This is a genomic window from Streptomyces sp. NBC_01390 (genome assembly GCF_045040105.1).
Taxonomy (GTDB): Bacteria; Actinomycetota; Actinomycetes; order Streptomycetales; family Streptomycetaceae; genus Streptomyces.
Genome location: NZ_CP109551.1, coordinates 10,723,342 through 10,736,814 on the forward strand (window position 1 = coordinate 10,723,342; position 13,473 = coordinate 10,736,814).

Annotated in this window: 11 protein-coding genes; 5 read left to right on the top strand and 6 right to left on the bottom strand. The window is 70.8% G+C overall.

Features of this window, described 5'->3' with window-relative positions; all coding sequences use genetic code 11:
* Positions 1-106: 106 nt before the first annotated feature.
* Genes OG241_RS47790 through OG241_RS47800 form a run of 3 tightly spaced genes read left to right on the top strand, consistent with a single transcriptional unit; the run spans position 107 to position 2,233 of the window.
* Entirely contained in the window at positions 107-469 is a 363-nt protein-coding gene (locus OG241_RS47790) for a MarR family winged helix-turn-helix transcriptional regulator (RefSeq protein ID WP_405826834.1), read from the top strand.
* Positions 466-1,899, top strand: coding sequence for an MFS transporter (locus tag OG241_RS47795; protein ID WP_405825166.1), 1,434 nt, complete (start codon positions 466-468; stop codon positions 1,897-1,899). The genes OG241_RS47790 and OG241_RS47795 overlap by 4 nt, the downstream gene beginning before the upstream one ends.
* A 40-nt stretch (positions 1,900-1,939) precedes the next feature.
* Complete coding sequence (locus OG241_RS47800; protein WP_405825168.1) at positions 1,940-2,233, top strand: DUF1330 domain-containing protein; 294 nt, start codon at positions 1,940-1,942, stop codon at positions 2,231-2,233.
* Between the two features lie 477 nt (positions 2,234-2,710).
* Here OG241_RS47800 and OG241_RS47805 read toward each other — a convergent pair whose 3' ends face one another.
* Positions 2,711-3,406, bottom strand: coding sequence for an alpha/beta fold hydrolase (locus OG241_RS47805; RefSeq protein ID WP_405825169.1), 696 nt, complete (start codon positions 3,404-3,406; stop codon positions 2,711-2,713).
* A gap of 419 nt (positions 3,407-3,825) precedes the next feature.
* Here OG241_RS47805 and OG241_RS47810 point away from each other — a divergent pair, with 419 nt between their 5' ends.
* Positions 3,826-4,260 (top strand): protease inhibitor, encoded by a 435-nt coding sequence (locus OG241_RS47810; protein WP_405825171.1) that lies wholly within the window; start codon positions 3,826-3,828, stop codon positions 4,258-4,260.
* Positions 4,261-4,432: 172 nt separating this feature from the next.
* Here OG241_RS47810 and OG241_RS47815 read toward each other — a convergent pair whose 3' ends face one another.
* Positions 4,433-4,792, bottom strand: a complete 360-nt coding sequence (locus OG241_RS47815; RefSeq protein WP_405825173.1) for an STAS domain-containing protein — start codon at positions 4,790-4,792, stop codon at positions 4,433-4,435.
* A gap of 231 nt (positions 4,793-5,023) precedes the next feature.
* Positions 5,024-6,535, bottom strand: a complete 1,512-nt coding sequence (locus OG241_RS47820; RefSeq protein ID WP_405825174.1) for an MFS transporter — start codon at positions 6,533-6,535, stop codon at positions 5,024-5,026.
* A 189-nt stretch (positions 6,536-6,724) separates the two neighbouring features.
* On the opposite strand from OG241_RS47820, the gene OG241_RS47825 reads away from it, so the two are divergent.
* Positions 6,725-7,573 (top strand): alpha/beta fold hydrolase, encoded by an 849-nt coding sequence (locus OG241_RS47825; RefSeq protein ID WP_405825176.1) that lies wholly within the window; start codon positions 6,725-6,727, stop codon positions 7,571-7,573.
* A gap of 28 nt (positions 7,574-7,601) precedes the next feature.
* Here the strand turns inward: OG241_RS47825 and OG241_RS47830 are convergent, their stop codons facing one another.
* Genes OG241_RS47830 through OG241_RS47840 form a run of 3 tightly spaced genes read right to left on the bottom strand, consistent with a single transcriptional unit; the run spans position 7,602 to position 13,451 of the window.
* Entirely contained in the window at positions 7,602-10,424 is a 2,823-nt protein-coding gene (locus OG241_RS47830) for an NHLP bacteriocin export ABC transporter permease/ATPase subunit (protein WP_405825178.1), read from the bottom strand.
* A gap of 1 nt (position 10,425) precedes the next feature.
* Positions 10,426-12,648, bottom strand: coding sequence for an NHLP family bacteriocin export ABC transporter peptidase/permease/ATPase subunit (locus tag OG241_RS47835; RefSeq protein WP_405825179.1), 2,223 nt, complete (start codon positions 12,646-12,648; stop codon positions 10,426-10,428).
* The gene (locus OG241_RS47840) at positions 12,645-13,451 is read right to left on the bottom strand and encodes an HlyD family efflux transporter periplasmic adaptor subunit (RefSeq protein ID WP_405825181.1); all 807 of its coding nucleotides are present in this window, start codon (positions 13,449-13,451) and stop codon (positions 12,645-12,647) included. The genes OG241_RS47835 and OG241_RS47840 overlap by 4 nt, the downstream gene beginning before the upstream one ends.
* Positions 13,452-13,473 lie beyond the last annotated feature (22 nt).

Here is a 13,473-nt window from a genome sequence, read left to right on the forward strand (position 1 = left end):
TGCTTCGAGCATGAGTCGTCAAGACACTGCTCCTGGCGCGTCCGCCGCCATCGGGGCAGCCCTCTACGGCCTGGCCACCAGGGCCGCGAGACGCCTGCCCCGGGACATGAGCCTGACGTCCGCCGCCACCCTGGCCACCCTGGACCGGACCGGCCCGCGGCGCATCACCGATCTGGCCGCGGTCGAGGGCGTCACCCAGCCCGCGATGACCGCCCTGGTCCGGGTGATGGAGGAGTCCGGCCTGGTCGAGCGGCGGGGCGACGCGACCGACAAGCGGGTCACGCTGGTGTGCCTGACCGAGGCCGGCGCCTCATATGTCCGGACGCGGCGCCAGGCGGGTGTCCACGCGTTCGAGCGGCTGATCGGCGAGCTCACCGGCGACGAGGTCGAGGCGCTGGTGGCGGCCCTTCCGGCGCTGACGCATTTGGCAGAGCTCGAAAGCCAGGACCGCGAAGGGCCGAAGCGGTGACCGGGCAGCCTGTCGGCGGGGTCGCGGGGGAGGCGTTCCCGGTGGCGCGTGCCGAGGCGCGGCTGCTGGTCCCCGCCCTGATGTTCATCGCTCTGGTCGTGGCGGCGGTCGCCAGCCTCGGGACACCGCTCATCACCAGCGTGGCGACCTCGTTCCACGTCTCGCTCGGCAGCGCGCAGTGGACGCTGACCGTCGCGCTGCTCAGCGGCGCCGTCGCCACTCCGGTCCTGGGCCGGCTCGGAGCCGGCCCGCACCGGCGGGCCACGATCCTCGCCACGCTGGCGGTCGTCGTTGCCGGCAGTGCGCTCACCGTGCTGCCGCTGCCGTTCGCGTGGCTGCTGGCCGGCAGGGCGGCCCAGGGAGTCGGGCTGGGGCTGACGGCGCTGATGATGGGCGTGGCCCGGGATCACCTCCCCGAAGAGCGCGGCGCCGCCGTGATCGCCCTGATCTCGGTCGTCTCGATCATCGGGGCCGGCGTCGGCTACCCGCTGGCCGCACTGCTCGCCGAGCTCGGCGGGGTACGCGCCGCCTACGGCCTCGGCCTGGTCGTCACCGCCGCCGCCCTCCTGACCGCGTGGCGTTCCATGCCCGACGCCCCCGAAGGCCGCTCCGGCCACGTGGACGTGACAGGCGCTGTCGTCCTGGCCGCCGCGCTTCTCCTGGTGCTGTTCCTCGCCGGCGAACGGAGTCTGTGGAGCCGGCACCTCGCCGTGGCGGCAGGCCTCGCCGTCGTCGCGGTGGTGCTGCTCTGCGTCTGGGCCGTCATCGAACTGCGCAGCTCGAGGCCGCTGGTCGATGTGCGGGCGGTGCGGCACCCGGCGGTCGCCGGGGCGAACCTCGCCATGTTCGTCGGCGGCATTGGCATGTACCTGCTGCTCACGCTCGTCACCCGGTACGCGCAGACGCCGCACGGCGCCGGCTACGGCTTCGGACTGACGACCTTCGTCGCCGGGCTGGTCCTCATCCCGTTCTCGGCGCTGGGGTTCGTCGCCGGCAAGCTCACGCCGCGGGTCCGGACGCGGATCAGCGACCCCCTGCTCCTGGCCGGCAGCGCCGTCGTGGTCGGCGGAGGGTTCGCCCTGTTCGCGGCGGCCCGGTCGGACCTGGCCGAACTGTTCGTGGCGATGGGCGTGCTCGGCTTCGGCGTCGGCGGCTTCTCGGCCGCGATGCCCGGCGTCATCCTGGCCGTCACCCCCAGGAGCGAGACGTCGAGCGCGATGAGCTTCAACTACGTCGTCCGCAGCGTCGGGTACTCCCTGGGCAGCGCCATCGGCGGCCTGATCCTCGCCGCCGGCACCGGCCCCGGCCGCTTCTTCCCCGACGACAGCGCCTACACCACCGCGGCGCTGGTCGGCATCGGCGCCATGGCGATCACGACGCTGACAAGCGTCGCTCTCGCCCGTCGACGCTCGTCCGAGACCACCCCGTAAGTCAGAAGCCAGATGCACTCATTCCCACACTGGAGGTTCCATGCCCAAGGGCTACTGGGTCAGCGTCTACCGCACCATTTCAGACCCTGAGAAGCTGGCTGCTTACGACAAGCTGGCCCGTCCGGCAGTCGCGGCCGGCGGCGGCCGGGTCCTCTCCCGTGGCAGTCGGGTCGTGGCGTATGACGCAGGAATCGCCGAGCGCACCATCCTGATCGAGTTCGACAGCTTCGAGCAGGCCGTCGCGGCGCGTGAGAGTGCGGCCTATCAGGAGGCGCTGGCCGCCCTCTCCGACGCCGTCGAGCGCGACTTCCGCATCGTCGAAGGCCTCGACTGACCGAGGAGACCGAGGTTCAGTCGGATCCTCACCGAAGCGCAGCACGCGACGCAGGCGAGCGCGGCCAGGGCTCCCAGGCCGTCGGCGCGCGCCCGCGTCGGTGGTCAGCAGCAGGGCCCGGCACGACGGTTCTCCTCGGCGAGGTCTGTGAAGGGAATGGGGCGGCAGGCCATCGATGCATACGCGGTCAGGTCGTCGCAGCCCACATCGGCGGCGGCCCCAGGGCGGTGCGGATCGTGGTGCGGTCGGCGATCTTCGCCTTGACCTCGGCGAGCTTGGCCGCGGCGCGGTCCCGCAGCCCGGCCGCGGGCGGCCGCGCCGGTGGCGGCCTGCCTTGAGGAGCGCGGCGACCTCGTCCAGCGCGAATCCGAGCCGCTGGGCGGCCTTGAAACCCGCAGCGCGGTCACCGCGTCCTCGCCGTCGGGACCATCCCGTTCCCGGGTGCCGAGCGCGGCCCCAGGGGGCGAGAACACCCGGTCAGCCTCCGGTCGCCGCTCGGTGCAGGACGGCGGCCAGCTCGCGCGGGCGGGAGAACATCGGCCAGTGCCCGGTGTCCAGTTCGACCAGCTCCCACCGGTCGTTCTTGAGCAGCTCGACCACGTCCTCGGACGGCTCCGGATAGTCGAGCAGGCATTTGACGTACGTCGCGGGGAGGTCGGCCATCGAGCCCGCGAGGACGGCCGGCTCGGTGAGGGTGGCCCCAGGGTGGGGCGTCGAGCCGCTCACGATGCGCGCGACCTGCTCGTCGGTGAGCCCCTGGCCCGCGAAGTGGTCCGCCGCCGGGCTCGGCCAGAATCCGTCGTTCTCGGCGATCGACGCCACCACCCCGGCACTGTCCCAGCCGTCCAGGAACGTCTCCCCGTCGGCAGGGACACTCGCGTCGACGAACACCACCCGCCCCAGCCGCTCACCTATCCGCTCGGCGGCCTGCCCGACGGGTATCCCCGCGTAACTGTGGCCCACGAGCACGACGTCCCGCAGATCGAGACGCTCCACCTCCTCGACGATGTCCCGCACATGCGCCTGCTGCCCGGCCGGCTCGCCCCGCCGCTCCGCCACCCCCGACAATGTCAGCGGGTGCACCCCGTGCCCGGCGGCACGCAGCTCGACCACCACTTCGTCCCAGGCCCACGCCCCGAGCCGTGCCCCCGCGACCAACATGAATTCGCTCATGACGCACAACGTAGCGCGAGCCTCTGACAGCCCCCGACGGCCGGTGGAGGGAGGCGTCACATGGATCGGGGATCAAGGCTTCATGAACGGGTGAGTGACGGTTGAGGTCGCCCGGGAGACCGTGCGGAGCGGAATCGGAATGTTTCAGGCCGATTAAAAAAGCAGGTGGATCCAGCCACTCGGCCGCCCCGGACGATCAACAGCCGCCCAGTTGCGGGCTCCGCGTGTTCGAACAACGTAACTTCACGCCACTGATTCAATACGCAAGGTTACTGAAACGCATGGGGTCGAGATGAGTTTCGGCGCCGGACTCGGCAGACTCACGCTCGCTGATCCGGCCCGACCGGCTGGGATCGAGCACCCATGCGGACCGTTGACCTTCGATTCGCATCTTCGAACTGAGCGGAAGGATGCACACAATGCCGAACACCGCGCGCTGGGCAGCGACTCTGACCCTGACGGCCACCGCCGTCTGCGCCCCCCTCACCGGGGCCGCCGTCGCCGCCCCGGGCCCCGCCGCCTCCGGGCTCTACGCACCCTCGGCCCTGGTGTTCACCATGGGGCACGGTGAGACCGCGGCCACCGTAACGCCCGAGCGTGCCGTCACCCTGACCTGTGCCCCGACGGCGTCCGGCACGCACCCGGCGGCGTCCAAAGCCTGTGCCGAACTCCGGGCCGTGGGCGGGGACTTCGACATGCTGGCGGCGACGAGCGACGTGAAGTGCACCAAGCAGTACGAGCCCGTGGTCGTCACCGTCGAGGGCGTGTGGCGGGGCCAGCGGGTCGCCTATGAGCGGACTTTCGCGAACGAGTGCGTGAAGAGCAGCTTCGGGGAGGCCGTCTTCGCGTTCTAGAGACCGGGGTCGCGCGCCTCCGCGAGCCACTCAGGGCGTATGCGGATGGGGAGTGCGAAACCCTGTGTCGCGGGGTGCCGCGCGATCTCGCAGCAGGGCCGGTCGGTGGTGTGGGGCCACCGACCGGCCCACTACGCGTGCACGGGAAGGTGACACCGCCGGTCCCCGCACTTCACTCCGGGTCCGGTTCCTGATCCGGCTCCGGGAAGTGGGCGAGGGGCGGGAAGCGCCGAAACAGGCTTGCGGCGCGCAAGAGACGGTGGAGGCGGGGCGTGTCCGAGACCAGTCGCAGCCGCCCGCCGCGCTCGCGGGCCCGATTGTCGGCCCGGCACAGTTCGCGCAGGCCCGAGCAGTCGAAGAAGTCGACGTGCCGGAGGTCGACGAGCACGTCGGGGGCGGGGTGTGAGGTGGCGGCGTCCAGGTGGTCGGCGAGGAAGCCCGCGGTCGCCAGATCGATCTCGCCCAGGACCTCGACCACGGTGAACGGCCCGTGCGGGTACGTACGGGCATACGGGTTGGCCGTCGGCGTCATGGCTGCTCCACCTCGGCGGGGCGCATTGGATCTCGGTAACTACCCCCGCTGGGTCCGGACCATCCCTGACACGCGGCCCGCAAGATCTAGTTCACTCGACAAGGTGAATTGCTGCTGCATTCATTGACATTTCGTGCACTGTGCACTCACCCGCGGAGGTGTCGGGGCAAGCGGAAGGGCCGCCGTCTCCCTGTGGACGGCGGCCCCTGGGGCCTATGTGACCCGGGCGGGTCACATGTGGACGACCGGTGCGGCGCTCTCGTCCTGGACCGGAACACCCGGGCGGTACAGCAGGGCGGTGATCAGGGCGCCCGCGGCGAAGAAGCCGGCCGACCACCAGAAGGCGGTGGTGTAGCTCTCGATCGTCGACTGGGCCTGGACCAGCTTGTCGGCCGCGTTCCGGCCGGACAGGTAGTTGGTCGCGGCGCTCGCGGCGAGCGTGCTCAGCAGCGCGGTGCCGATCGAACCGCCCACCTGCTGCATGGTGTTGACCGTCGCGGAGGCCACTCCCGCGTCCTCGGCGCCGATTCCGCTGGTGGCCAGCTGCATCGCGGGCGGCATGATGGTGCCCATACCCACACCGATCACCAGCAGTTGCGGGAGCACGGCGGTGCTGAAGGACGAGCCGACGCCGATGTCCGTCAGCCAGACCATGCCGGCCGCGCCGAGGACGAAGCCCAGCGGGATGATGAGCTTGGGGCCGAAGCGGGGCACGAGCATCGTGGTGGACACCTGGGCCGCGACCATCAGCGCCGCCATCATCGGCATGAAGGCCAGACCGGTCTTGGTCGGGCTGAAGCCGAGGTTCAGCTGCAGGTAGTAGGTGAGGAAGAGGAAGACCCCGAACATCGCCGCGCCGGAGATGAGCACCGTCAGGAACGAGGCGGCACGGTCACGGTCCAGCAGGACGCGCATCGGCAGCAGCGGGTGCTTGGCGCGGGTCTGCCACTGGGTGAACGCGGCGAGGAGCAGTACGCCGGCGATCAGGAAGCCCCAGGTCTGCGGCGAACTCCAGTCGTGCGACTCGGCGTTGGAGAAGCCGTAGACGACGGAGAAGAGACCGGCGGAGACCAGGAGCGTGCCCGGGACGTCGATCTTGGAGTTGGCGGCGTCACGGTGGTTGCTCAGCAGTATCCAGCCGCCCACCAGTGCGACGACGGCGAAGATCAGGTTCACGTACAGCGTCCAGCGCCAGTCGAGCGCGTCGGTCAGCAGGCCGCCGAGCAGCAGGCCCACCGCGCCGCCGGCCCCGGCGATCGCGCCGTACACGCTGAACGCGCGGGCACGCTCACGTGCGTCGGTGAAGGTCGTGTTGAGGAGCGACAGGGCGGCGGGCGCGAGCAGCGCGCCGAAGACACCCTGGAGGGCCCGGGCGATGACGAGCATCTCGAAGCCGTTCGCGGCGCCGCCGAGCACGGAGGCGCCGGCGAATCCGGCGACGCCGATGAGGAAGGCGGGCTTACGGCCGAAGAGGTCGGCGATCCGGCCGCCGAGCAGCAGCAGGGAGGCGAAGGCCAGCGCGTAGGCGGTGACGATCCACTGCCGGTTGCCGTCGGAGAAGCCGAGGTCCGCCTGCGCGGAGGGGAGCGCGATGTTCACGATGGTGGCGTCCAGGACGACCATCAGCTGCGCGAGTCCGATGATCGCGAGGATCCACCACCGCTTCGGGTTCGGCGCGGCGGACCCCTGGTCCGGGTCGTGCGTGACGCCCTTCGGGGCGCCTTCGGTAATGGACTGGGACATCTGAGCACACTCCAGGGAAGGCCGCTCGTGGAGCGGAGCGACGAGTGGTGACGGAAGACGAAAAGGACGAGAGGTTACGAGTATGTAAACGAAACTGTTTCGTACTCTCGGCCCTCTGAGATTAGACCACATTCATCGAAACGGCAAAGTATCGATACGAGAAAGTATCGCTAGGGAGGATGTGCGGACGTGCGCAGCGGCAGACTGACGGTCGACGGGGCGGACCTGTACCACGAGGTGCGCGGGGCCGGTCCGGCCCTGCTGATGATCAGCGGCGCCGGGGGAGACGCCGGCTACTACTCGGGGATCGCCGAGGGTCTCGCCGACGCCTTCACCGTGATCACCTACGACCGGCGCGGCAACTCCCGCAGTACGGGTGACGGCGCCGCCCCCATGTCGCTGGCGCGACAGGCCGCCGACGCCCGCGCCCTGGTCGCCGAACTCGCGGACGGCCGGGCCCTGGTCTTCGGCAACAGCGGTGGCGCGATCATCGGCCTCACCCTGGCCGCACGTCACCCGGAGTGCCTGGTGGGCCTCATCGCCCACGAACCGCCCGCCGTGAACGTCCTGGCCGACGACGACCCCGGGCGCGCCTTCTTCGCCGAACTGGCCGCCCGGTACGCGGCGGGTGGCGCCCCTGCCGCGGGCCGCCGCTTCGCCGAGACGATTCGCGGCGAGGGCTCCTACCGTTGGCCCGCCGACCTGTGGGAACGGTTCCTCGGCAACACCGACCACCTCTTCGGCAGCGAATGGCCCGGCTTCGCCGCCTTCCACCCCGACGAGGCGGCGCTGCGGGCCGCCCCCTTCCCCATCGTCCTGGGCGCCGGCGCGGACGACCGGGGCACCTACTACGCCCGGCCGTCGGTCGAGATCGCCCGCCGGATCGGTGTGCCGTGGGTGGAGTTCCCCGGCATCCACATGGAGTTCCTGCGCCACCCCTCCCTCTTCGCGGCGGCCGTACGCGTACTGGCGACCCAGATGTACGCCACCGACGGCCGGGTCCCCGACCTGTGGCGGGGCGCGGCGGAGACACCCTGACGGTTCCCGCGCACCCGGACACCTGTCTCTAGGCCAGCTGCCGGCGCACCAGCTCGTGCAGCCGGCCGCCGGTGTCCGCCAGCAGCTGGGCCGGGGGGCCCTGCTGGGCGACCTTGCCGTCCTCCATGACGATCACCCGGTCCGCGTCCAGCACCGTCGACAGACGGTGCGCGATCACGATCCGGGTGGCGTTCAGCGCACGGGTGCTCTCGATGACCGTGCGCTGGGTCTCGTTGTCCAGGGCGCTGGTCGCCTCGTCGAAGAAGAGGATGCGCGGTCTGCGGATCAGCGCCTGCGCGATCATCAGCCGCTGCCGCTGGCCGCCCGAGATCGCGCCGCTGCCCTGGACGATGGTGTGCAGCCCCATCGGCATCCGCTGGATGTCCTCGGCGAGTCCCGCCATCTCGGCGGCGGCCATCGCCTCCTCCGGTGTGTACGGCTCGGTGCCGCAGATGACGTCCAGGATCGAACCCGTCATCGGCTGGGCGTGCTGGAGCACCACACCGCACTGACGGCGTACGGCGGACTGGTCGAGCGCGCCCAGGTCCTGACCGTCGTACAGCACACTGCCCAAGACCGGTCTGTCGAAGCCGATCAGCAGGCGCAGCAGCGTCGACTTGCCGCAGCCGCTGGGGCCGACGATCGCCACGAACTCGCCCGCCCGCACCTGGAAGGACACGTCGTCCAGGACGAGGGGGCCGTCGTCCGCGTAGCGGAAGGAGAGCCGGCGGGCCTCGATCGCGCCGGTCAGCACGCCCGGCCGGGTGCTCGCGACCCGGACCTCCGGGGTCGCGTCCAGCACCGGCTTGATCTCCTCGTACAGCGGGAGCGCGGCCACACCGGAGACGAAGGCGCCGGTCAGCTGGGTGACCGAGGTCAGGAGCATCGTCACCGAGGTGTTGAAGGTGAGGAAGGCGGCAGCCGACATCGCACCGCGCGCCGGACCCGCGAGCAGCATGAACATCAGCAGGGTGCAGACCGGTAGATACACCGCGCCCAGCACCGTGGTGAGGTTCTTGATGCGGCCGACCTTCTGCTGCAGCTCGCGGCTGCGCGCGAACTCGCCCGCCCAGGCCGCGTACGCGTAGTTCTCGGCCGCCGCCACCCGTAGCTTGGGCAGGCCGCGCAGGGTCTGGAAGGCCTGGTTGTTCAGCTTGTTGGAGAGTACGAGCAGTCGCCGCTGCCAGCGCACCTGCCACAGTCCGAGCCCGAGGAACACGGCGGCGATCACCACGAGCATGCCGACCGCCGCCAGCGCCATCGGGACGCTGTAGTAGAGGAGCAGGCCCAGGTTCATCGCAGAGATCGTGACCGACTGTGTGACGACGGGGGCAACTCCCGCCAGCAGCTTGCGGATCGCGCTGATGCCCATCGCCGCACTCGCCAGCTCGCCGGTCGAGCGCTCGGTGAAGAACTTCGTCGGCAGACGCAACAGCCGGTCCCAGACGGCCGGTTGGAGCGTCGCCTCGATCCGGCCCTCCATCCGGAGCAGGGTGAGGTTCTGCAGCAGTGTGAACGCCGCCGCCACCACACTGCTGATCATCACGGCCAGACAGAACTGCACGATCAGGGTCGTCTGCGCCTTCGGCACGAACTCGCCGAGCACCTTGCCGGTGGCGACGGGCACCAGTGCGCCGATGGCGATCGTCACCAGGCTGCTCAGCAACAGGTTGACCACATCGCCCCGGCTGCCGCCCATGCTGAACCGGAGCAGTCGCAGCGGGGTCATCCCGCGTTCGGGCAGCGGGCGGTAGAACATCACCGCCCGCTCCTCGAACTCCGCCGCGTTCGCCTTCTCCACCGGCGTCTCGCGTCCCGACGACGGCTGCAGGGCGACATAGCCGCCGCGTCGCCACAGCAGCGCGACCGGTGCGCCGGACAGACTGCGGTGGCCGATCAGCGGGCCGACGTTGTCGTGCCACCAGCGTCCGTCGAGCCGGACGGCCCGGGTGCGGACGCGGGAGGCGAGCGCGATCCGTTCGACCGGGTCGAGCCGGTCGCTCTCGGTGCCGCTCTGCGCGGGCTCGGCGAGCGTGATGCCGGCCGCCTCGGCGACCAGCTTGCAGGCCGCGTACGTGGCGTCGGCGTCCGCGGCGGTCGTGCGCTTCCCCGACGGCCTGCCGATCGACGCCAGCAGGGTCCGGTCGGCCTGGGCACGCACGGCCTCGCCCGCCTTGATGCCGGCCGCCGTACGGGTCTCATGGCTGTGTTCGAGCTGCTCGATCCAGCGGTCGAGGGTGGCGAGCAGCCGGTACTGCTGGTCGACCATGCCCTGCCAGACCCCGGGGTCCATCAGCAGATCGGCGGCGGCCTCCGCCCCGTACAGCGACCCGTACTGCACGCTGCCCGGCGGGACCTGCATCCAGAACACGTCGTCGTCGGTCGGCGCGGCGGCCCGCTCCGAGGCCATCGGCGCCTGGAAGAGGACCGACAGCCCGCGCCCGACGCCCAGGGCGAGGGCGTACTCCAGCGGGCTGGTCGCCGGAGGCACGTACTGGGCGTTGCCGTACTCGTCGTACGACCAGGTCTCCGTGCCCGGCGACTGGTACAGCTCGCGCAGGCCGACGCGGTGCACCACGCAGTCGCGCACCGGGCGGGCGACCAGGGTGTGGTCCGGGCCGGTGACCGGGCCGAGCAGCAGGGCGCCCGCCTCCAGCCGGCCGATGTGGTGCCACTGGCCCTGCTCCACGGTGTCCACCGCGAACAGGTCGAGCGCGCCGGACGCGACCAGCCACAGCACCTGCGGGCCCTCGAGATCGAGGCGGCCCTGCCCGGCCAGGTCGAAACGCGTCCCCATCTGCCCGAGCGCGGTGAGGACGACATCGACGTCGCCTCCGTGAACCGTCGTCATCTCAGCGCTCCCTGACCAGCTCGGCATACGCCCCGCCGGCCGCCACCAGGGCGTCGTGCCGCCCGCGTTCCACGATCGTGCCGTGCTGGAGTACGACGATCTCGTCGCTGTCGCGCACGGTGCTGAGCCGGTGCGCGATCACCACACAGGCGCAGCCGCGCTTGCGCAGGTTGTCGATCACCGTCTGCTCGGTCTCCGCGTCCAGTGCGCTGGTCACCTCGTCGAGGACGAGAATGCTGGGGTTGCGCACCAACGCCCGCGCAATCTCCAGGCGTTGACGCTGTCCGCCGGAGAAGTTCCGCCCGTCCTGCTCGACCCGGCTGTGGATACCGCCCGGCCGGCGCGTGATGACGTCGTACAACGCAGCGTCCTCCAGCGCCGCCACCACCGACTCGTCCGGGATCGACGGGTCCCACAGCGCCACGTTGTCGCGGACGCTGCCCTCGAAGAGGAACACGTCCTGGTCGACGAAGGAGACCGAGGCCGCCAGCGCCCCGCGCGGAATGTCGTCGAGTCGCTGCCCGTCGATCCGGATGACGCCCTCCCAGGGCGCGTACAGGCCCGAAATCAGCCTGGACACCGTCGACTTGCCGCTGCCGGAGCCACCGACCAGAGCCACCTGCTGACCCGGCCCCACGGTCAGGTCGAAGCCGGTCAGCAGGGGCTTGTCGAGGGGGCTGTAGCCGAAGGTGATGTTCTGCAGCTCGACATGACCGTGCAGTCGGCGCGTCGAATCGCCGCCCCCGGCACGGGAGTACAGCGGATCCGCCCGGAAGTTCTCGACGTCCTTGAGCCGGGCCACGTCCGCCGCGAAGTCCTGGATCCGGCCCGCCACCCCGTTGAGCCGGGTCAGGGGAGCGGTGAACCGCACCACGAGGGACTGGAAGGCCACCAGCAGGCCCACAGACAGATGGCCCTCGACGGCCCGCATCCCGCCGATCCACAGGATCAGCGCACTGTTCAGCGTCGCGAGCGTCGGCGCGACCACCCCCAGCCAGGCACTCGGCACCCCGAGCCGCTGCTGCTCCTCCAGCGTGGTCGCGTGCTGCCCGGCCCACTTGCGGAAGTAGCCCTCCTCGCCGCCGGTCGCCTTCATCGTCTCGATCAACTGGAGCCCGGAGTAGGCGGTGTTGGTGAGCCGGGCGTTGTCCGCGCGGAGTTTTGCGGTACGGGTCGCGCGCAGCCGGATCACCACCCGCATGGCCACGATGTTGAGCAGCGCCACGCCGATGCCGACGACCGTCAGCTGCGGGTCGTACGTATAGAGGAGCACGGCGTACAGCACGACGACGATCGCGTCGACGCCCGCCGCCGCGAGGTCGCGGGCCAGGGTCTCGGAGACCGCGTCGTTCGACTGCAGGCGCTGGACCAGGTCGGCCGGGCTGCGCTGGGAGAAGAAGGTGACCGGGAGACGCAGCAGATGGCGCAGGAAGCGGGCACTGCTCAGGGTGGAGGAGATGATGCGGCCGTGCAGCAGGTTCGCCTGCTGCAGCCAGGTCAGCACGAGAGTCAGTGCCACGCACGAACCCATCGACGCGAACAGCACCTCCAGCATCGAGGTCTGGCCGCCGATCAGGAACGTGTCGATGTAGGTGCGGCTGAGCGCGGGCATCGCGGCGCCCACCGCCACCAGCAGCAGACTCGCCAGGATCGCGGCGGGCATCGTGCCCGACGTACCGCGCAGCCGGGCCGGCATGGCACCGAGGACGCCTGGCTTGCGCCCGCCGCGCTCGAAGTCGGGGCCGGGCTCCATGACGAGGACGACACCGGTGAAACTGGAGTCGAAGTCCTCCATCGGCACGAACCGGCGGCCCTTGCCGGGGTCGTTGATGTGCACCCCGCGCCGGCCGAAGCGGCGCCCCATGCCGTCGAGGACGACGTAGTGGTTGAACTCCCAGAACAGGATCGCGGGCGCGTTCACCTCGGCGAGCGCCGCCGTGTCCATCTGCATGCCCTTGGCCGTCAGACCGTAACTCCGGGCCGCCTTCAGGAGGTTGCTGGCGCGTGAGCCGTCCCGTGAGACACCGCAGGCGATACGCAGCTCTTCGAGCGGGATGTGCCGCCCGTAGTGGGCGAGGACCATGGCGAGCGAGGCCGCGCCGCACTCCACGGCCTCCATCTGGAGAACCGTCGGCGTGCGCACGGACTTGCCGCTGCCCTTGGGGACCGTGCGCGGGGGCGGGGCCGAGCGACGCTTCGCCCGGGAGTTCTGTGCGGCACTCACGGCAGCAGCCAATCGACGGGACGCTGGTCCGCCAGCCGGATCGAGCCCGAGGCCAGGGTCATGGAGGTGAGCTGGAAGGGCGGCCCCTCGGCGGAGGACCACCGGTAGCCGCTCTTCGTGGCCGACGACCTGTCCAGCTCCACCAGGACGGCAACCGGCCGGCCCTTCTTCGTGAACTGCTCGCCGAGCTGGCTGTCACCGAGGAACGTACCGATCTGTGCCTGCGTCTGCGGGGCCCGGTCCACCGACTTCACCTGGCCGCGCAGCACCCCGTACTGCTGGGTGGGCGCGGTCTGGACGCTCAGGTCTACGGCGGCGTTCGCGGGGATCGTGGCGGCGCTCTCGGCCGGGACGTACACCGTCGCGTACAGCGGGTCGCTCGCGTCGGCGACCTTCTCGATGGCCGCGATGTTCGTACCCGTACCGATGATCTGGCCGATCGTGGCGGCAAGCGCGGTGAGCCGGCCCGCGGCGACCGAGCGGACGACCGACTCGCCGGATGCCGTACGGACCTTCAGTACAGGGGAGTTGGCGGGCAGCCGCGCGCCCTCCTTGGCGAGGACCGCGGTGATCTGACCGGAGACGGGGCTCTGCAGGACGTAACTGCCCTCCCCGTGCGTGAGGATGGCGGGCGCGCTGACAGTGGAGGAGACGGACCCCGTGACCGCCCACACCGACGCGGCCGCCATGACGACGACTGTGACGGAGAGGACCAGCCAGCCCTGAGGCCGTGCGAAACGCACCGGAAGATCCAGCTCTTCGGCCGACTGGAGCTTGGCGAGGGCCTGTTGGCGGAACTGCACGGGCTTTCCTCACCTGCGTAAG

What these genes read in the sequence shown, in the direction of transcription:
- OG241_RS47790 (WP_405826834.1), top strand. Translation starts at nt 107, where the DNA reads ATGAGCCTGACGTCCGCCGCCACCCTGGCCACCCTGGACCGGACCGGC.
- OG241_RS47800 (WP_405825168.1), top strand. Translation starts at nt 1,940, where the DNA reads ATGCCCAAGGGCTACTGGGTCAGCGTCTACCGCACCATTTCAGACCCT.
- OG241_RS47805 (WP_405825169.1), bottom strand. Translation starts at nt 3,406, where the DNA reads ATGAGCGAATTCATGTTGGTCGCGGGGGCACGGCTCGGGGCGTGGGCC.
- OG241_RS47810 (WP_405825171.1), top strand. Translation starts at nt 3,826, where the DNA reads ATGCCGAACACCGCGCGCTGGGCAGCGACTCTGACCCTGACGGCCACC.
- OG241_RS47815 (WP_405825173.1), bottom strand. Translation starts at nt 4,792, where the DNA reads ATGACGCCGACGGCCAACCCGTATGCCCGTACGTACCCGCACGGGCCG.
- OG241_RS47820 (WP_405825174.1), bottom strand. Translation starts at nt 6,535, where the DNA reads ATGTCCCAGTCCATTACCGAAGGCGCCCCGAAGGGCGTCACGCACGAC.
- OG241_RS47830 (WP_405825178.1), bottom strand. Translation starts at nt 10,424, where the DNA reads ATGACGACGGTTCACGGAGGCGACGTCGATGTCGTCCTCACCGCGCTC.